The organism is Sulfuricystis multivorans, from assembly GCF_003966565.1.
GTDB classification, from domain to species: Bacteria; Pseudomonadota; Gammaproteobacteria; order Burkholderiales; family Rhodocyclaceae; genus Sulfuricystis; species Sulfuricystis multivorans.
The window spans coordinates 312,110-331,367 of record NZ_AP018718.1; the positions used below are offsets into that span (position 1 = coordinate 312,110).

Annotated in this window: 15 protein-coding genes and 2 tRNA genes; 14 read left to right on the top strand and 3 right to left on the bottom strand. The window is 62.9% G+C overall.

Annotated elements, in window-relative coordinates; translation table 11 throughout:
• Nucleotides 1-106: 106 nt before the first annotated feature.
• A complete protein-coding gene (locus EL335_RS01500; RefSeq protein WP_126443915.1) occupies nucleotides 107-1,201 on the top strand; it encodes a carbonic anhydrase in 1,095 nt (364 codons plus the stop codon).
• Here EL335_RS01500 and mutY read toward each other — a convergent pair.
• Nucleotides 1,185-2,228, bottom strand: a complete 1,044-nt coding sequence (mutY, locus tag EL335_RS01505; RefSeq protein WP_126443916.1) for an A/G-specific adenine glycosylase — start codon at nucleotides 2,226-2,228, stop codon at nucleotides 1,185-1,187. The two genes, EL335_RS01500 and mutY, sit on opposite strands and share 17 nt — an antisense overlap.
• A gap of 8 nt (nucleotides 2,229-2,236) precedes the next feature.
• Nucleotides 2,237-2,310 (bottom strand) — tRNA-Gly (locus EL335_RS01510).
• Between the two features lie 99 nt (nucleotides 2,311-2,409).
• Between EL335_RS01510 and ispB the strand changes: the two genes are divergently transcribed.
• From ispB to EL335_RS01540, 6 genes are all read left to right on the top strand, one after another.
• Nucleotides 2,410-3,378 carry an octaprenyl diphosphate synthase gene (gene ispB, locus EL335_RS01515; RefSeq protein WP_284155403.1) on the top strand — a complete coding sequence of 323 codons (969 nt, stop codon included), beginning with the start codon at nucleotides 2,410-2,412 and terminating at the stop codon, nucleotides 3,376-3,378.
• A gap of 24 nt (nucleotides 3,379-3,402) precedes the next feature.
• A tRNA-Pro gene (locus EL335_RS01520) sits at nucleotides 3,403-3,479 on the top strand.
• A gap of 183 nt (nucleotides 3,480-3,662) precedes the next feature.
• Entirely contained in the window at nucleotides 3,663-5,219 is a 1,557-nt protein-coding gene (locus EL335_RS01525; protein ID WP_126443917.1) for a sensor histidine kinase, read from the top strand.
• Entirely contained in the window at nucleotides 5,206-5,661 is a 456-nt protein-coding gene (locus tag EL335_RS01530) for a response regulator (RefSeq protein ID WP_126443918.1), read from the top strand. Before EL335_RS01525 ends, EL335_RS01530 begins: the two co-directional genes overlap by 14 nt.
• Nucleotides 5,658-7,361, top strand: a complete 1,704-nt coding sequence (locus EL335_RS01535) for a putative bifunctional diguanylate cyclase/phosphodiesterase (RefSeq protein ID WP_126443919.1) — start codon at nucleotides 5,658-5,660, stop codon at nucleotides 7,359-7,361. The genes EL335_RS01530 and EL335_RS01535 overlap by 4 nt, the downstream gene beginning before the upstream one ends.
• Complete coding sequence (locus EL335_RS01540; RefSeq protein ID WP_126443920.1) at nucleotides 7,361-9,064, top strand: putative bifunctional diguanylate cyclase/phosphodiesterase; 1,704 nt, start codon at nucleotides 7,361-7,363, stop codon at nucleotides 9,062-9,064. The genes EL335_RS01535 and EL335_RS01540 overlap by 1 nt, the downstream gene beginning before the upstream one ends.
• A gap of 278 nt (nucleotides 9,065-9,342) precedes the next feature.
• Here the strand turns inward: EL335_RS01540 and EL335_RS01545 are convergent, their stop codons facing one another.
• Nucleotides 9,343-11,403 (bottom strand): methyl-accepting chemotaxis protein, encoded by a 2,061-nt coding sequence (locus tag EL335_RS01545; protein WP_126443921.1) that lies wholly within the window; start codon nucleotides 11,401-11,403, stop codon nucleotides 9,343-9,345.
• A 244-nt stretch (nucleotides 11,404-11,647) separates the two neighbouring features.
• Between EL335_RS01545 and EL335_RS01550 the strand changes: the two genes are divergently transcribed.
• From EL335_RS01550 to EL335_RS01580, 7 genes are all read left to right on the top strand, one after another.
• Nucleotides 11,648-14,206, top strand: a complete 2,559-nt coding sequence (locus tag EL335_RS01550; protein ID WP_126443922.1) for a putative bifunctional diguanylate cyclase/phosphodiesterase — start codon at nucleotides 11,648-11,650, stop codon at nucleotides 14,204-14,206.
• 180 nt (nucleotides 14,207-14,386) lie between these two features.
• On the top strand, nucleotides 14,387-14,617 hold the full coding sequence (locus EL335_RS01555) for a PP0621 family protein (protein WP_126443923.1): 231 nt from the start codon (nucleotides 14,387-14,389) through the stop codon (nucleotides 14,615-14,617).
• On the top strand, nucleotides 14,618-16,222 hold the full coding sequence (locus EL335_RS01560; protein WP_126443924.1) for a sensor histidine kinase: 1,605 nt from the start codon (nucleotides 14,618-14,620) through the stop codon (nucleotides 16,220-16,222).
• Nucleotides 16,219-17,559 carry a sigma-54-dependent transcriptional regulator gene (locus tag EL335_RS01565; RefSeq protein ID WP_126443925.1) on the top strand — a complete coding sequence of 447 codons (1,341 nt, stop codon included), beginning with the start codon at nucleotides 16,219-16,221 and terminating at the stop codon, nucleotides 17,557-17,559. Before EL335_RS01560 ends, EL335_RS01565 begins: the two co-directional genes overlap by 4 nt.
• Complete coding sequence (gene ampD, locus EL335_RS01570; protein WP_126443926.1) at nucleotides 17,543-18,097, top strand: 1,6-anhydro-N-acetylmuramyl-L-alanine amidase AmpD; 555 nt, start codon at nucleotides 17,543-17,545, stop codon at nucleotides 18,095-18,097. The genes EL335_RS01565 and ampD overlap by 17 nt, the downstream gene beginning before the upstream one ends.
• A gap of 207 nt (nucleotides 18,098-18,304) precedes the next feature.
• Nucleotides 18,305-18,604 carry a hypothetical protein gene (locus tag EL335_RS01575; protein WP_126443927.1) on the top strand — a complete coding sequence of 100 codons (300 nt, stop codon included), beginning with the start codon at nucleotides 18,305-18,307 and terminating at the stop codon, nucleotides 18,602-18,604.
• Nucleotides 18,605-18,615: 11 nt separating this feature from the next.
• On the top strand, nucleotides 18,616-19,233 hold the full coding sequence (locus EL335_RS01580; protein WP_126443928.1) for a histone H1-like repetitive region-containing protein: 618 nt from the start codon (nucleotides 18,616-18,618) through the stop codon (nucleotides 19,231-19,233).
• Nucleotides 19,234-19,258 lie beyond the last annotated feature (25 nt).

Below are 19,258 nucleotides of genomic sequence, written 5' to 3' on the forward strand. Positions count from 1 at the left end.
AAACTACTGGAATCCGGCGATGAACGCAACCGCGGCTGGCGTCGCGACTATAAAGTCGATGAAGAAAAAGCCGTAATATTCCAAGGCAAATCGGGAAGGGAACGGGATGTCAGCGAGAAATCTTTGCTGGGCCGTGATCACTGCGGCCCTTTTGAGCGGATGGCTTTCCAGCGGCTTTGCGGCCGATGCGGCAGTCCATGCCGCTGAAAGACCGGCAGCCAAGCCGCGCCTGTTCGAAATTCCGATCGACAAGTCGAAAGCGGAAGACCCGTTCAAGAACGCCCCGCCGCCGGCGCCACCCGCGAAAGCCGCCGCTGCCGAGAAACCCGCGCCGCCGCCTGCACCACGGCAGTCGCCTGCGGCCGCGGCGCCGCGACCGGTGCTCAAGCTACCCGAGCTTGCAGCTGCGCAGGAGCTCACCCGCCAGCAGCGCGAGATGATGCTGGCGACCTCCGGGCCGCGCAAGCTCGTGCCGGCCAAGCCGAAAGTGGCTGCGCACGAACGCCCTGCCGAGCCCGATTTCAGCCATGTGCATTGGGGTTACAGCGGCCTCGGCGCGCCGGAGAATTGGGCGAAACTGCCCGGCAACGCGCTCTGTGGCAGCGGCAAGCGGCAATCGCCGATCGACATCCGTGGCGGCATCCGCGTCGATCTCGAGCCGATCAAGTTCGACTATCGCCCCACCGGCATCCGCATCACCGACAATGGCCATACCGTGCAGGTCGATGTCGCCGAAGGCAACACCATCACCGTGCTGGGCCGCAGCTGGCAGCTGGAGCAGATCCACTTCCACCGTCCCTCCGAAGAGCGCGTCAATGGCAAGGGCTACGAGATGTCCGCGCACTTCGTGCATCGCGATTATGTGAACAACCTGGCGGTGATCGCGGTGCTGATCGAGCGCGGCTCTGAGCATCCGGTGATCCAGACCCTCTGGAATTACCTGCCGCTCGATACCGGAATGAGCGTCGAGCCGCCCAATGTCGCGATCGACTTGCAAAAGCTCTTGCCCGAGCGGCGCGATTACTACACTTATATGGGCTCGCTGACGACGCCGCCGTGCACGGAAAACGTGCTGTGGATGGTGTTCAAGGAGCCGATTCGGGCTTCTGCGGATCAGATCGTGATCTTCTCGCGCCTGTACCCGATGAACGCCCGGCCGGTGCAGCCGACCAATGGCCGGCTGATCAAGGAATCGCGTTGAGGATCTTGCGAATCGGCGCCGGCAGCGCCGCCCGATCCAGTTCGGCCTGATCGAGCCAGTGCAGGTTGGGTTCGGCCATGCCGCTCATTTCATCGACCGTGCAGATCAATGGCCGGATGCGCAGGCGGAAATGCGTCAAGCCATGCGTCAGAATCGGCGCTGGCGAGACGGCAGTCAGACGCAGACCCAGGGCATCGCGCGCATAGCCGATCGGCTCGAGTCCTTCCGGCAGCTCCGGTAGTGACCATAGACCGCCCCAGATACCCGCGGGAGGGCGTCGCTCAAACGCGATACGCTTCGCCTGCTTCAAGACCAGCGCCGTGATTTCGCGCTCCGGCAAGTTCCGCCTGGGCCTTGGCGTCGGTAGCTCGTCGGTGCGACCGCTATGCCAGGCGCTGCAATCGCCTGAAACCGGACAGGCCGAGCAGCGCGGCCGGCTGCGCGTGCATACCAGGGCTCCCAAATCCATCAGCGCCTGAAGATAAGCCGGCACTTGCCGATCGGGTAGCTTCTCGGCAGCCTCGTGCCAGAGCCGCGCTTCGATCGCCGGCAAGCCGGGATGGCCCTCGATGCCGAGATGGCGGCAGAGCACGCGTTTCACATTGCCATCGAGAATGGCCACGCGTGCGCCGAAACAGACCGCAGCGATCGCGTTCGCGGTCGAACGGCCGATACCCGGCAACCCGGCGATGGCAGCCGGATCGCGGGGGAAGTGGCCACCATGATGCTCGACGATGAGCCGGGCGCAGCGATGCAGATTGCGCGCCCGGGCGTAATACCCCAGGCCGCTCCACAGCGCCATGACTTCATCGACGCTCGCCGCAGCCAGCGCGGCGAGATCGGGAAAGCGCGCGACGAAACGCACGTAAAAGGGGATCACGGTCGTCACCTGTGTCTGCTGCAGCATGATTTCCGCGAGCCAGACGCGATACGGGTCGCGCAGCGTCCGCCAGTCCCTTTGCCACGGCAGATCATTGCGGCCGTGCCGGCGCTGCCAAGCGATCAGCCGTTGCGCGAAGGATTGCATGGGGGGGATGGAGCGGGTGAAGGGAATCGAACCCTCGTATGCAGCTTGGGAAGCTGCCGTTCTACCATTGAACTACACCCGCGAAAGAAGCTGCAGAGTCTGACGAAGATTATAATGCATCGTCTTTGCGCGCACAGGTCGCCGCGGTCGCAGCGCGTGTTGCGTATCAAAGGATGACATCTTGGAACCCACACCCCTCCTTTCCCTGATCGCCAGCGACATGCAGGCGGTAGATGCGGTGATCCGCAGGCGCCTTCATTCCGAAGTGCCGCTGGTGCGCCAGATCGCCGAGTACATCATTGCCGGCGGCGGCAAGCGCCTGCGTCCGGCGCTGTTGCTGCTCGTCGCGGGCGCCGTCGGTTATCGTGGCACGCATCATCACGATCTGGCCGCGGTGGTCGAATTCATCCACACCGCGACATTGCTGCACGACGACGTCGTCGATGAGTCGACGCTGCGGCGCGGCAAAGAGACCGCCAACGCCCATTTCGGCAATGCCGCGAGCGTGCTGGTCGGCGATTTCCTCTATTCGCGCGCGTTCCAGATGATGGTCGGTGTAGGCCAAATGCGTGTGATGCAGGTGCTGGCCGACGCGACCAACATCATCGCCGAGGGCGAGGTGTTGCAATTGATGAATTGCCACAATGCCGACCTTTCGGTCACCGATTACCTGCAAGTGGTGCGCTACAAGACCGCCAAGCTGTTCGAGGCTTCGGCGCGCCTGGGCGCGATCCTCGGCGGGGCAACCGCCGCGCTCGAGGAAGGGCTGGCCGCCTATGGCATGCATCTGGGCACCGCCTTCCAGATCGTCGATGACGTGCTCGATTATTCTGGCCAGGAAGAGGAACTCGGCAAAAACCTGGGCGACGATCTCGCCGAGGGCAAGCCCACCTTGCCGTTGATCCACGTGATGCACCACGGCACGCCAGATCAGGCGGCCGTGGTGCGCAGCGCACTCGAGCAGGGAGGCCGGGAGGCCTTTCCCGAAGTGATCCGCGCAGTCAGGGAAACAGGGGCGCTCGAAGCCGCCTTGGAGGTGGCGCGTGGCGAAGTCGCCCTGGCAAGCGAAGCGCTCGCGATGCTTCCCCATAGCCAATATCGGGATGCTTTGCTACAATTGGCAACTTTCGCGGTGGCCAGACGTTATTGACGGTTCTGGCTCGGCAACGGTCATCGGGGTGTAGCTCAGCCTGGTAGAGTACTGCGTTCGGGACGCAGGAGTCGGAGGTTCGAATCCTCTCACCCCGACCAATTCTGTGTATTGTCGTGCAAGTAGCCACCGCTTGGTGGCGGTCAATCTTTCGCGCCGCCTGTTCGACCAACCTGATCTTGCCGAGAAAATCCTCGGCACCTTGGTCGTTGCGACAGCTCAACATCGGGTAGGCTAAGGATTATCATTCACGGCTGCGGCACGCGCATGAAAGGGGGAATGCCGTGGCTGAGACGGCTAGGTTCGAAGAACTGGGTTTGGGGCGCACGGATTTCGAAACGTTGGCGGCGTTAAACGAGCGGGCGTGCGCGGCACGATCGGCATTCGAGGCCCTTTTTTCCGGACATTTGGCCGAGCATCCCGAGATCGCCGCCTTGCTCGAACGGCGTGGCGTGGCAAGCGAAGACTTCGTGCGCCGCCATGCCGAAGCGCTGTTCGGCTTACTTGCGCCGCGTCTTGACGGCGACTACGCTCGCGAGCGGCTGGCGATCGGCGAGGCGCACCACCGCGTCGGACTCGACCCCTTCTGGTTCCTCGGCGCCTACCGGCTTGCCTTCGAAACCCTCTGGTCGCCGATGGTCGAGCTGTGCGAAGGCGATCTCGAGCGCTTTGGCCAGATGGCGGGGGCGCTGGTCAAGGCCATCCTGCTCGATCTGGGCTATCTGGTCGAGGCCTATTTCCGCGCCGACCATGCCCGCTTACAGCTGTTGGCGCGCGTCTTCGAATCCGACCTCGAAGCGGTGCTGATCGTCGATGCGTCGGGCAAGATCGTCGAGGCCAATCACATGGTCGCAGCGATCGGCTACCGATCGCGCGATCTGGTCGGCCAGCCTTTGTCCCGGCTCTGGGCGGCGCACGCGGAGCCCCACTTCGACGCCGTCTGGCGTCAGGCGGAGAAAGGCGGCGTCTGGCATGGCGAGCTGTGGCTGGTCAAGGCGGACGGCGGCGAACTGCGCGCGCGGCTGTCGATCGCCGCGGTCGGCGAGGGCGAGGAGCGTCACTACGTCGTCGAATTCTCCGACATCACCGAGGAATGGCAGGCGGCCCGGGCGCTCGCCGAAAAGACGGCGGCGCTCGAGACCAGCAACCGCGAGCTCGAACAGTTCGCCTATGTCGCCTCGCACGACCTCCAGGAACCGCTGCGCATGGTGGCGAGTTACACCCAGCTGCTCGCGCGGCGTTACCGGGGGCGGCTCGACGCGGATGCCGACGAGTTCATCGCCTTCGCCGTCGATGGCGCTCAGCGCATGCAGACCTTGATCAACGATCTGCTCAAGTATTCGCGCGTCGGCACGCGCGGCAAGCCTTTTGCCGCGGTTTCCGGCGAGAAGGCGCTCGATGCGGCGCTGGCCAATCCCGATGTGGCGATTCGCGAATCCGCTGCAGTGATCGAGCGCGCGCCGCTGCCGACGCTGTGGGGCGATGAGATGCAGCTGGTGCAGCTGTTCCAGAACCTGATCGGCAACGCGATCAAGTTCAAAAAACCCGATACGGCGCCGCACATCCGCATCGAAGCGCAGCGCACGGCGAAGGCCTGGGAAATCGCGGTCGCCGACGACGGCATCGGCATCGCCCCCGAATATTTCGAGCGCATCTTCCTGATCTTCCAGCGCCTGCACCCGAAAGAGCAGTATCCGGGCAGCGGTATCGGCTTGGCGATCGCCAAGAAGATCGTCGAACGACATGGGGGTATGATTCGAGTGGAATCCGCGCCCGGCCGTGGCGCGCGTTTCGTTTTCAGCATCGCCGATCGAAGGGAGGATGGCCATGAGCACGACTGAGGCCCTCGACGTCGCGCAGTTTCTGCTCGTCGAGGACAATCCGGGCGACGTGCGCCTGACGCGCGAGGCCCTCAAGGAATCGAAGCTGAAGAACAATCTCTCGGTCGTCGGCGACGGCGTCGAGGCGCTCGCCTTCCTGCGCCGCCAGCCGCCATACGAGAACGCGCCGCGACCGGACGTGATCCTGCTCGACCTCAACCTGCCGAGAAAGAGCGGGCGCGAGGTGCTCGCCGAGATCAAGACCGATCCAGATCTGCGGCGTATCCCGGTGGTGGTGATCACCTCCTCGGAGGCCGAGCAGGACGTCATCGCCAGCTACGATCTGCATGTCAATTGCTACGTCACCAAGCCGGTCGATCTCGACCAGTTCATCAAGGTGGTGCGCTCGATTTCAGAGTTCTGGCTGACCATCGTGCGCCTGCCGCCACTGCCTGGATCATGAACGCGCGCCAGCATCGGATCCTGCTGATCGAGGACAATCCGGGCGATGTGCGCCTGGTGCGGGAGCTGGTGCGCGAATACGGGCGCGACGAGTTCGCGGTGTGCGAAGCCGGCTCGCTCGCGGCGGCGATACCGTTGTTGTCCGACGAGGACATCGACATCGTCGTGCTCGACCTGAATTTGCCGGATGGACAGGGGCTTGCCACGCTGGAGCAGATGCGCGAGCTGGCGCCGCGCGTGCCGGTGGTGGTGCTCTCGCACCTGGACGACGAGCGCGAGGCGGTGCGCGCCGTGCGCCTGGGCGCCCAGGATTTCATCGTCAAGCAGCATCTGTCCGGACCGACCTTCCTGCGCGCGCTGCGCTATGCGCTGGAGCGGCGCCAGCTCGAAGAGCGACTGTTCCATCTCGCCCACCGCGACCCGCTCACCGATCTACCCAATCGGCGCCTGTTCCACGACCGTTTCGAGCATGCGCTCGCCTGGGCGCGCCGTCATCGCCAGCAGTTGGCTTTTTTCTTCGTCGATCTGGACGGCTTCAAAAACATCAACGACACGCTCGGCCACGCCGCCGGCGATGAGCTGTTGCGCGAGACGGCACGCCGGCTCACCGGATTGCTGCGCGAGACCGATTGCGTCGGCCGTTTCGGCGGCGACGAATTCGTCATTTATGCCGGCGAGCTCAATGGCCGGGCTGATGCCGAGGCCATCGTCGCCAAGCTCGTCGAGACACTTTCTGCACCCTTTGCTTCGGGCGGCGCGAACCGGCCGATCCGGGCCAGCATCGGCATCGCGCTCTACCCCGACGATGCCGATGATGCCGAAACCCTGATCGAGCGGGCCGATGCGGCGATGTATTGCGCCAAGACGGCACGAGGTAGGGCTGTACGCTGGTGTTTCTACGAGGCGCGGCATGACGTGGCTCGTGGCGAGGAAGAGCGGCTTGCCGCCCGGCTCGACGAGGCCTGGCGGCGCGGTGAATTCCGCCTCGTCTATCAACCCCAGGTCGACCTTGCCAGCGGGCGCGTGATCGGTGTCGAGGCGCTGCTGCGTTGGCAGAACGAGGCCGGCCTGCAGCTGCCGGCGGTATTCATGTATGCCCTCGAGAAAAGCGGCCTTATCGTGTCGGTCGGCGAATGGGTGATTCGGGAAGCCTGCCAAGCCGCTGCCGGCTGGCAGCAGGCGGCTGGCCAGAGTGTGAAAGTGGCCGTCAATCTTTCGCCGCGCCAGTTCCGCGATCCCCTGCTTCCCGACCGTATCGACGAGGCGTTGCGCCGGTCGGGCCTGCCCGCTCGTCTGCTCGAGCTGGAAATCGGCGAACGCTCGCTGCGTGAGGACGAGCAGCACGCGCTCGCCATGCTGCGGCGCATTAGTCTGTTGGGCTGCCGTATCGCGCTCGACAATTTCCGCGGCGAAATGATGACCCTGCGCGATTTGCAACGCTTCCCAATCCATGCGCTCAAGCTCGATCGCAGCATCGTCGCCGATGTCGGGGCGGAGAAAGGGATTGCCGTGGCGCAGGCAGTGATTTCGATCGCCCATGTGCTCAAATTGCGCGGCGTTGCCGAAGGCGTCGAAACCACCGAGCAGGCCCAACAGTTGCGTGCCCATGCCTGGGACGACGCCCAGGGCTTCGTCTTTGGCGGTCCGGTGCCGGCTGAGGATGTGTATCGCATGTTGAATCATCAAGCATTCCCTCATTGATGGATATCTTCCTGATCGAAGACAATCCTGGCGATGCGCGTCTGATCGGTCTTTTCGTCGACGAGGCACGTGCGAACCGGCGCCTGCCGCCGCAGACCCGTCTGATCCAGGCCGATACACTGACGGAGGGGCTTTTGCGAGTGGCGGAGGCGGATGTGATCCTCCTCGACCTGTCGCTGCCGGACTCGTTCGGCCGCGCAACCTTCGAACGACTGCGCCATGCGGCGCCGCAAATTCCGGTGGTCGTGCTCACCGGCCTGGATGACGAAGCACTCGCCGCAGAGCTGGTGGCTGCTGGTGCCCAAGATTATCTCGTCAAGGGGATGATCGACGAGCGTCATCTAGCTCGTGCCTTGCGCTATGCGATCGAACGCAAGCGCGCCGAAGAGGAGATTCGCCGGCTGGCCTATCACGATGCGCTGACCGGGTTACCCAACCGCCTCCTGTTCCGCGATCGTTTCGAACAGGCGCAGGCGTGGGCACGCCGCAACCGGGAACGTGTCGCTGTGCTGTTGCTCGATCTCGACCGCTTCAAGCACATCAACGACACGCTCGGCCATGCCGTCGGCGACGAATTGCTCAAAGCCGTCGCCGATAGGCTCGTCGGCGCCGTGCGCGAAACGGATACCGTCGCGCGCCTGGGCGGCGACGAATTCGCGGTCATCGTCGGCGACATCCACGTTCCCGAGGACGCGGCGCAGGTCGCGGCGAAGATTCGTGCCGCGCTCGCCGCACCATTTCATTTCGCCGGCCGTGAGCTGTTCGTCGATGCAAGTATCGGCATCGCGATCCACGATCCAGCGGTCGCTTCCACTGGCGAAGCAGCGCCGGGGCTATTGGAACGAGCCGATGTTGCAATGTATCACGCCAAGCGCCGTAGCCTCGGCCATGCGTTCTTCGACACGAAGATGTTCACCGTCGCCGAAGGCCGCCTCGATCTCGAGGCCGATTTACGCCATGCGCTGAGATCGAATCAATTCGTGCTCCATTACCAGCCACAGATCGAGTGCAATAGCCGGCGGGTGATCGGCGTCGAAGCGCTGTTGCGCTGGCATCATCCCAGCCGCGGCCTCATCGCCCCGGACGCATTCGTGCCGCTCCTGGAAGAGACCGGCCTGATCGTCCCCGTCGGCGAATGGGTGCTCGTCACCGCCTGCCATCAGGCCAAGGCATGGGACGCAGCGGGCCTGCCGCCGCTGCGCATGGCCATCAACCTCTCGGTGCGGCAGCTGCGCGAACCCGATTTCATCGACCGCGTCGCCGCCGTGATCGCGGCAAGCGGCCTGCCGCCGCAACGGCTCGAGTTCGAACTGACGGAATCGATGGTGATGGAAAACGCCGACATCGCCGGCGGTGCGCTGGCTCGGCTCAAGACGCTCGGTTGCCGCATCGCACTCGACGACTTCGGCACGGGCGCTTCCTCGTTGGGATATTTGATGCATCTGCCCGTCGATACCTTGAAGATCTCCAGCGCAATCATCTATCAAGTGGAAGACCAGGTCGATGCGGCGATTGCCAGCGCCGTGATCGGCATGGCGCAAGGCATGTCGCTCGAAAGCGTGGCCGAAGGTGTCGAGACCGAAGCGCAGCTGAATTTCCTGCGTCGTTCGAGATGTAGCTCAGTGCAAGGGTACCTGCTCGGTAGACCCATGCCGGCCGACGCTTTCGTCGAGTGGCAGCGCTGGTTTACAACAGTGCGCTGATACTAGGAAAGCATACGGGCATTTAGTTGTGTGCGTCAAGTTGTGCAAAATGCTGATCAGGTAATCGGTTGATTCCTTTTCGCTGTTGGCGCTGCGCAGGGACGTCGCAGGCAGGGCTGAGAGTATTTCCGCTAGAAACACTGAATAAGCCTGCTGTGCGTCCGGATGGCTACTGTTGCGCGGTGCTCGGTTGCTCGCCTATCCATTTGATGAGTCTTACTCCTGCGCACCAAACGCCTTGCCCTCCGGCCGCTCGCATCGACTTCTTCAGCGTTTCACTAGACCTTGAATTTGCCGACCACCTGCCGCAGGCCGTCCGCGAGCTGTTGCAAGCGTTGAGCATCCCGGGTGGTTTCGTCGACCACTTGATCGTTTTCTTCCGCCATGCCGGCGATGCGCTCTATGTTTTTGGAGATTTCACTGACTGCCGCGCTTTGTTCCCGCATCGTCCGCGCGATCTCCTCCACCCGTGATTCGGTCAGTCGGGCGCCTTCGTTGATCTTGGCCAAAGCGGCGGCTGCTTGGGCAGCCATCTCGACACCCTGACTCACCCGGGCTCCGCTGGCGCGCATCGCTTCGACCACGGCGTTCGTGTCGTTCCGGATGGTATCGATGGTGTGCGAGATGTCGATGGTGGCGGCCCCGGTGCGCTCCGCGAGCTTCCTCACTTCGTCGGCGACGACCGCGAAACCGCGCCCCATCTCACCCGCCCGCGCCGCCTCGATGGCGGCATTGAGCGCCAGCAGATTGGTCTGATCGGCGATCTCGCGGATGACGCCGACGATGCCGCCAATCTCGCGCGAGCGCTCGCCGAGTGCCTCGACCTGGCGCGATGTGTCCGCCACCCCATTGGCCAACGCTGTCATCTCATCGGCGACGCTGCGCACGATCCGAACACCCTCTCCGGCCAATTCGCCGGCCTCCTGCGATGACTTCAGCGTCTCGCGGGTATGCTCGGCGACCTGCGCAATGCTGGTGGTCACTCCATCGGTCGCCTCGGCGGTCGTCACCGACATCTCGCGTTGTGAACGCGAGCCATTGCGGATGCGCTCGCTGGCAGCGGCCAACTTTTGCGCAGCCTCGGAAAGCTGGAAGACTGCACCGCGGGTCTCGCGGATGATCTGCTGCAGCTTTTCGGCAAAGCGGTTGAAGGCCGCGGAAGTCTGCCCGATCTCGTCGGTAGTTTCGGCATCGAGACGCCGGGTCAGGTCACCCTGCCCGTCGGCAAGCTCTGCCATCGAGTCTTTCAGGCTGTTCATGTGCCGTACTTTCCCGAGCAGCAGTTGAGTCGTCAGGAGGGATACGATCATCATGGCGAAGAACAGCCCCACGTAGCCGACCGCCTGAATGAGGGCGATGTGCGCCGACTTCAGGGCGATCTCCTCACCGACATCTGAAAAGCTGGCGGACACATCGAGAATCGTATTGATCGCCGCGGTCGATATCTTGATCCATTCACCACTCGTGATGTGGTAGCGCCGTCCTTCGCGCGCAGGAGCAACCATTTCCTCGTAAAGTTTCTGGCGCACCTTCTGGAAGTCGCCCAGGAAATGCTTTTCCATCGCGTCGATGGCCGCTGCGACCCTCGGATCGGTGCCGGATGCGGCCTTCCAGAAATGAATGTCCGCGATGTTCTGCTCGATGATTTGCCGATAGGAGATGAGTCGTTGCAACGTATCTTGCGAAACGGGCGCTTCGCTGTTGATGACCGTTGCGATAGTGGCGCGCTCGAGACCTGCGTATTCGGAAGCCAGCCAAATGTTGTGCTTGGTCGTCAGGTTCGGGTAGGTGATCCTCGGGGGAAAAGCCTCGCCACCAAAGGCGACGATGCGCTGGCGCGCGGCGGTGTGGATGAATTTGGTCATGGTGGCGATCCATTCCGGCACCGTGATGTCGCGCTCGGATTTGTCGAGGCTGGCATCCACCCGCTTGCGGGCTTCGTCCAGTTTGTCATGGGCCAGCTTGGCTTCTTGGAATGCCTTGGACAGAACCGGCGTCACGAAGGGCATGGACAGAAGCTCCTCGGTCAGCCCCACGGCCTCCTGCCAATGACGTTCGCCCTTTGCTCTCAGTTCCGCGATCTGGGTCCGACTGGCTCGCGGCACTGGCCCCGCGGCCGATAGAAGGCTTGCGGTCACGCCGCGCTCGATGGCTTCCTGGGCGGCGGCGGCGATGATGGCATCCGCCAGCCGGTTGGCCTTGACTGTTACGTTCATGATGTTGTAAGTCCGCCAACTGTCCCAGGCGTAATAGCCGCAGATCCACAGCAGCAGCGCCGGCGCGCCCAAGCTCGCCATGACGATGAAACGAAAGCTAAGGTTGTTGAGTTTCCGGAACATGGCCGCTCCCTTCCAAACGCCTCCTCAAAATTCAAATTGTATATACCAAATGCCCTTGTTGATAAAGTAGTTCGAATGCCCCGGGGGGGGCGTGCGCTGCAGGCAATCCCTACCGCCGTGCTCGACAGTGAACGCCGGCGGCAGGAACGCATCGTTTACCGAAATTCGGCGCTGGCGAGACGGCACGCGCCTGCCGATTTGATTACAATCCTTAGCTTGCAACGGCACTCGAGGGGGCTAGAGCATGCGTATCCGAACATTCATTCTAGCGACTTCGGCGGCGGTCGCCATCGGCTTCTTCGGCGCCAGCTACTGGCTGCTGGGCAACATTCTCGAGAACACCGTGCGCGACAGCGCACGCCAGTCATCGAACTCCCTCGCTCAAGTCACCTTTACCAGCATGTACCAGCTGATGAGCACCGGCTGGCAGCGCAAGCAGGCCGAGGCCTTCGTCCATGCCGTCGCTTCTTCCGTCCAAGGCACACCGACCACGGTGCAGATCTATCGCGGCCCGGTGGTCGAGACCGATTACGGCCGCATCGACCAGCCACCCTTCGACGACGGTATCCGGAAGGTTTTTGCCCAGGGCCAGGCCGTGACTGAGGCGCCCGTCGGCGGCATGCGCTATCTGATGCCGCTCGTTGCCAACACCGAGTGCCAGCGCTGCCACTTTTCCGCCAAGCAAGGCGACGTGCTCGGCGCCATCGAGGTCAAGCAGGATTTCGCGCCCCTGCTGGCGCAGTCGCGCCGCCAGTTCCTGCTCTGGTTCGGCGGTCTCACAGCGCTGCTGATGCTGTTCGCAACCATCGCAGTCTGGCGCGTCAGCCGCCGCATCGAAGCGGCGGTCGACGGCGTTAGCCAGGCGGTGTCCAAGGTGAATGGCGTCGCTGATCTGCAGGATCTGGAGCTCGCCCCCTACGCGCCGGGCTTCATCGAATTCGAGCCGCTCTTCGCCAATCTCGGGCAACTGGTGCGCAAGCTGCGCGACATCGCGGTCGACAAAGGCGTGCTGCGCTTCGAAATCGGCCTGCTGGAAAAATTCGTCATCACTTCCGAGGTGGTCCGCGACTGGGGCGAATACGTCGCTCGCCTGCTGGCCGAGATCAACCAGGTGATGCCGACCCACATGCTGTTTTCGGTGTTCCAGGTCGATGATGAGGTGTTCGACCTGGAGATCTTCTGGTCCCGGACGCCGACCGATGAGACGCGCCAGATGGTCGAGCGCCACGTGCGCAGTGTCATCCAGGCCGGATACTTGAGCGAGCTTTCCGAAGTCACGCTGCATCATCACTTTCCCTCCTCCAGCGAGCACGAACCCTTGGTTCTCGAAGAGCGAGAAGTCGTTTTGCACACCAAGACCTTGATCGTCGATCATCCGAAGATCGGTGGCATCGTCGGCATCGGTGTGAACGCCAACGCGGCGGGCGATGAGACGCTGCGCCTCGTGATGGACAGCGTTTTATCGACGATGCTCAACGTCATCGGCTCGGTGAAGGCGATCCACAAATACACGCGCGACATGGAGTACTACGCGACGCGCGACCCGCTCACCGATCTCTACAACCGGCGCGTATTCTGGGAGCTGTTCGAGTACGAGGTGGCGCGCGCTCGGCGCCACAACTACCGGTTCGCCCTGCTGGTGATCGACCTCGACAACTTCAAGCTGGTCAACGACAACTATGGACACAGCGTCGGTGATCGCTACTTGCAGGGCATCGCCCATGCCGTGCGCAGCACGCTGCGGCCGGGCGACATCTTCGCCCGTTACGGCGGCGACGAGTTCGTGCTGGTGTTGCCGGAGACCGAGCTGAATGCAGCGGAAGGCGTGGCGCGGCGCATCATGGAGAGCATCACCGCGCTGCGCATCGACGGCGGCGATGGCATGCAGATCGGGGGCAGCGCCTCGATCGGTCTGGCGGTCTATCCGTTGCATGCTGGTAATGCCAAGGATCTGTTCTTGTTTGCCGACAACATGATGTACAAGGCTAAGGCATCAGGCAAGAACCAGGTCGGCGTGCCGACCGAAGAGGATGTTGCCGAAGTCTTCCGCGACATGACGGCAACGACGATGCAGGTGGTCAGCGCCGTCAATGAGGGTCGCATCGTGCCGTTCTTCCAGCCGATCATGGCACTTGCCGAAAATCGCATCGTCGCCTGCGAGGTGCTCTCGAGGCTGTCGCTCGACGGCCAGCACATCGAGGCCGGTCGCTTCATCGAATATGCCGAGAAGGCGGGCGTCATCCACCGCCTCGACATCATGGTCATGGATCGGGCGCTGCGCGCCGTAGCGGCGGCGAAGTTCGCCGGCTATATCTTCATCAACCTGTCACCGCGCGCATTGGCGCTCGCTAATTTCCTGCAAACGCTCAAACGCACGGTGGGCGAATGCGGCGTGCCACCAGGCCAGATCGTCTTCGAGATCACCGAGCGCGATACCGTGAAGAACGTCGTCGTGCTCGAACGTCTCGTTGCCGAGCTCAAGCTCGAGGGCTTCAAGCTGGCGATCGACGATTTCGGCTCGGGTTTTTCTTCGTTCCAGTACCTGCGCCGCCTGCCGGTGGATTTCCTCAAGATCGAGGGTGACTTCGTCGCCAATATCCTCGAAAACGCGAAAGATCGTGCTTTCGTCGAAACGATCTGGCGGCTCGCCGCCGATCTCGGCATCAAGGTCATCGCCGAGCACGTCGAAAGTATCGAGGTGCTCGATGAATTACGCTCGATCGGCGTCGATCTCGCGCAGGGCTACTATATCGGCCGACCCCAGCGCGAACTGGGTGGCGACCTGCGTTTTCCATTGGTGTAAGGCCGAGCGATGCGATAACCAGACTCTGATGATTTCGACAGGATGGCCGGAAGGTTCGAATCCTCTCACCCCGACCAATTCCACTGAATTTGCTTATCATTCGACGGCGGACTCGCTGCGTTCCGCCCGAGCGGCCCTGGGGGTCGTCGGCTTCGCAACGGAATTGGAGCTTCCCTCACAATGTCGAAGCTGTTGCTGCTGCTGATCGTCTTCGCTCTCCTCATTTGGCTTCTGCCCCGCCAGCGCAAGGCCGATGCGCCTGATCAAGGTGAAACACCAATACAGCGGCCCGCCGAGAAGATGGTGATTTGCGCGCATTGCGGCATACATCTGCCCGAAAGCGAGGCGCTGATCGCGAAGGAGCGGTATTACTGCTCACAAGAACACCTTCGCCAGGGACCGGCTGCCTGAATGCTGTCCGGCTCGACCCCCGTCCCAGATATCGATGCACGCTGGCGGCTGCTGAACTATTTCTCATGGTACCGGCTCATCGTCGCCGGTTTCTTCTTCGGCGTCATCCTGCTTTCCAGCCGTCCGCTGAACATCGGCTCACAGGATCCGCGCTTTTTCCTGTGGACGAGTGGCACTTATCTGGGCCTGTCGATCGTGGCCCTCGTCGTAGAGACCCACTGGCGAAAAGCCTTCGATTCTCAATTGAGCGCCCAGGTGATCGCGGACATCGTCTGCCTGACCCTGATGCTGTATGCCAGCGGTGGCGCGAAGAGCGGCATGGCGATGATGTTGATCGTCGTCCTGGTCGGCGCGGCGCTGGTCGGGCAGGGGCGCCTGGTGCTTTTCTACGCGGCGTTGGCCAGTCTGCTGCTGCTCGCCGAACAGGCCTGGCGCGTCGCTTTCCTGACTGGAGATTCCAGCGATTTCTACTACACGGGTCTGACCTGCATTGGCCTCTTTGGTTCGGCCATCGCCGCAAGGCTCTTGGCCAACCGGATGATCGCCAACGAGGAGCTGGCGCGCCGTCGCGGTATCGAGCTTGCCGATCAGCTGCACATCAACGAACGCGTGATCCGCGACATGCAGGATGGCGTGCTGGTCATCGATGCGCAAGGGGGGGTGCGGCAATGCAATCCGCGCGCCCGCGCCCTGCTGGGGTGCACGATGGCTCATCCGCGGATGCTGGCGGATTTCTCGCCACTCTTGGCAGAAGAATTCCGCGTGCGCAGCGCGCGCGGCATCGAATCCGAGCTGGTGATGCAGGTACCCTGGACCGGGCGCGATCTGCGTGTGCGCTTTCTGCCGCCCGGCGAGGGCGGCAATGCGTTGATCTTCGTCGAAGACGTCGGCCGACTGCAGCAGGAGGCGCGCCAGGTCAAGCTCGCGGCGTTGGGCCGTCTGACCGCGAATCTCGCCCATGAAATCCGCAATCCCCTGTCGGCGATCAGTCATGCGGCCGAGCTGTTGGCTGATGAGCCCTCAGGCAAGGGAATCGAGCGGCTCACCCGCATCATCCTCGACAACGTGCAGCGGCTCAATCGCCTGGTCTCCGAGGTGGTCGAGCTCGGCAGGCGCGATCGTGTCCATCCCGAAACGATCGAGCTCGGCGATTTTTTTCGTCACTTGCTCGACGAGCGTGCCTTGCACGATGCCGGCAACCTCGAACGCATCAGCGTCGAGATTCCGCCCGGTCGTTGGGTGCATTTCGATCGCGGCCATCTGCACCGGGTGGTCGCCAACCTGCTCGACAACGCGTTGCGTTACGCCAGTCAGGCGCCGGGGGCCGTTCGTGTCTGGTACGAGGAAAATCCAGCCCAGGATCGGCCGAGCTTGCACTTCGTCGATGACGGCAAGGGGATCATCGATACCGAGCGCGATCGCGTGTTCGAGCCGTTTTTCACGACGCGCGCGAACGGCACCGGACTGGGGCTCTACATCGCCCGCGAGCTATGCGAGGCGAACGGCGCACGTCTGTTCTTGCTCGAGAATGCGCCCGGCGCGCATTTCTGCCTATCATTCGCGCCATGGCGGAAACCGGCCGAGGGGGAGGGCAAACAGGCATGACTCCGAGAGTACTGATCGTCGATGACGAAGCAGACATCCGCGAGTTGCTCGACATGACCTTGGCACGCATGGGGCTCGAATGCGACAGCGCCGCCAGCGTCGCCGAGGCCAAGCGGCTGTTGCGCGAACGAGCCTACCAGCTGTGCCTGACCGACATGCGCATGCCCGATGGCGACGGTCTGCAATTGGTGCGCGAGATCGAGACCCATTATCCGACGTTGCCGGTGGCGGTGATCACCGCGCATGGCAGCACCGAGAATGCCGTTGCGGCGCTCAAGGCCGGCGCGTTCGACTATCTTGCCAAGCCGGTGTCACTCGCCCAGCTGCGCACGCTGGTGAAATCCGCGCTCACCGTTCCCGAGAGCATGCCGGAGAGAGAGCCACGCGGCCGGGAGCTGCTCGGCCATTCGCCGGCGATCGTCCAGGTACGCGAGCTGATCGGTAAGGTGGCGAAGAGCGAAGCGCCCGTCTATATCTCGGGCGAATCCGGCAGCGGCAAGGAGCTCGCGGCCCGGCTGATCCACCAGGGTAGCCGTCGGCGGGACAAGCCGTTCATCGCGGTCAACTGCGGCGCGATCCCGGAAAACCTGATGGAAAGCGAATTCTTCGGTTATCGCAAGGGGGCATTCACGGGTGCCGACAGCGAGCGCGAAGGATTTTTCCAGGCGGCCGACGGCGGCACGCTATTTCTCGACGAAGTTGCCGATTTGCCGTTTCCGATGCAGGTGAAGCTATTGCGCGCGATCCAGGAAAAACGCGTGCGGCGCGTCGGCGCGACGAACGAAGAGCCGGTCAATGTGCGCATCATCTGTGCAACGCATCAGGATTTGCGCCAGCTGATGGAAGCTGGGCGCTTCCGTCAGGATCTGTTCTTCCGGCTCAACGTGATCGAGATTCACATGCCAGCCTTGCGTGAATGCCGCGAGGATGTGCCCGAATTCACGCAGCGCATCCTGGAGAGGCTTGCCGCTGCCAATGGCGTGCCAGCGCCGCGACTCACCTCTCGGGCGATGGCTGCGCTGACGGCTTACGACTTTCCCGGCAATGTGCGTGAGCTGGAAAATATCCTCGAACGGGCGCTCGCCCTGCATGGCGGCGACACCATCGACAGCGAGGATTTGCAATTGCAGCCACCGAAAGTCGGCGGTGCCGAGACGGCAGGCATCGGCGGCAAGCCTCTGCAGGAGTTCCTCGACGAACAGGAACGCCAGGCGATTCTCGATGCGTTGCAAAAAACCCGTTACAACCGCACGGCAGCCGCCCGTTTGCTGGGTGTGACCTTCCGCTCGCTGCGTTACCGGATGGAGCGGCTGGGGCTCAATGAATCCGCTGGCTGAAGCGCTCGGCCCTCTCGATGCCGCAGGCTGGCTGACGGGCGTGCAGCACATTGCCAGCCCCAATTGCGACGATCGCCCGCCCGACGCAACGATCGACCTCATCGTCATCCATGCCATCAGCCTGCCGCCGGGTGAATTCGGCGGCGGCGCGGTGATCGATCTGTTCACCAACCGGCTCGATCCCGCTCGTCATCCATACTTTGCCTCACTTGCCGGAACAAGGGTTTCGGCACATTTCTTCGTGCGCCGCGATGGCACACTGATCCAGTTCGTGCCTTGCCGCGCGCGTGCCTGGCATGCCGGTGCGTCGTGCTGGAGGGGGCGCGAGCGCTGCAACGACTTTTCGCTCGGCATCGAAGTCGAAGGCGATGACTTCACGCCGTTTGCAGACGCGCAATACGCGACGCTCGGTGTCCTCATCGAGCGACTGCGCCAAAGCTTTCCGTTGGTCGATATCGTCGGCCATGCCGACATCGCGCCAGGCAGGAAGACCGATCCTGGGCCTTATTTCGACTGGTTGCGCATTTCGCGGCAATGACATTCATGCCTGCGGCGCTTCTGCCGCGTCGCGAAAAAAAGCTGCGCCGGCGTGGCATGATCGCAACACGCGCATGGCTGTGCCGACATGGCGCGCGACATTTATCTTGCATTGCCGGCAACAGGGCACTACCATTAGTCGCAGATCGCTTTCCACCTACTATATCTAGTAGGTCGAAGCGAAGACCCTCTACACCGAAAGGTGGGCATGCAGGAAGAATCCGAGCGTACCAACGCTACATGCTGTGCAATGCAGACCGGCCGATACGTCGGTGGCCTGAACATGCTTCCCCGCTTTCTTTCCTCCGTCATCGTTCTTTTTGCCAGCGCCGCTATGCATGCGAAATGCCTTGCGTCGCCCAGCCACGTTTCTCCGATTCCTTCCGAAACAAAGGGATGGACGGGGAAAGCGCTTGAATTCATCAATTCCGGCCCGCCGGCATTGTTGAATAATTCCCGTCGTAGTCACAGGCGGGTTGTCATCCTTCCCTATCTCAAACACATGTAAGGAGGTTCACTATGGCTGAAGAGAAGAAAGCCAAGAAGCCGGCGGCTGCGAAGAAGGCGACCGCTGCCAAACCGGCGGCGAAGAAGGCTGCTGCGCCGAAGAAGGCGGCTGCTGCGAAGCCTGCCGCGAAGAAGGCTGCTGCGCCGAAGAAGGCGGCTGCTGCGAAGCCCGCCGCGAAGAAGGCGGCTGCGCCGAAGAAGACGGCTGCTGCGAAGCCCGCCGCGAAGAAGGCGGCTGCGCCGAAGAAGACGGCTGCTGCGAAGCCCGCCGCGAAGAAGGCGGCTGCGCCGAAGAAGACGGCTGCTGCGAAGCCCGCCGCGAAGAAGGCGGCTGCGCCGAAGAAGGCGGCTGCTGCGAAGCCTGCCGCGAAGAAGGCGGCTGCGCCGAAGAAGACGGCTGCTGCGAAGCCTGCCGCGAAGAAGGCGGCTGCGCCGAAGAAGGCGGCGCCGAAGAAGGCGGCTGCTGCGAAGCCTGCCGCGAAGAAGGCCACTGCTGCGAAGAAGGCGCCTGCAAAACCTGCCCCGGCACCTGCGGCTGCCGCTCCTTCGACTGCTGCCGCGCCTGGCCTCAAATCTGCACTGAATCCGGCCGCGGCCTGGCCGTTCCCGACGGGATCACGTCCGTCCTGATCGCGAGCAAGGCGCATCGCGGGAG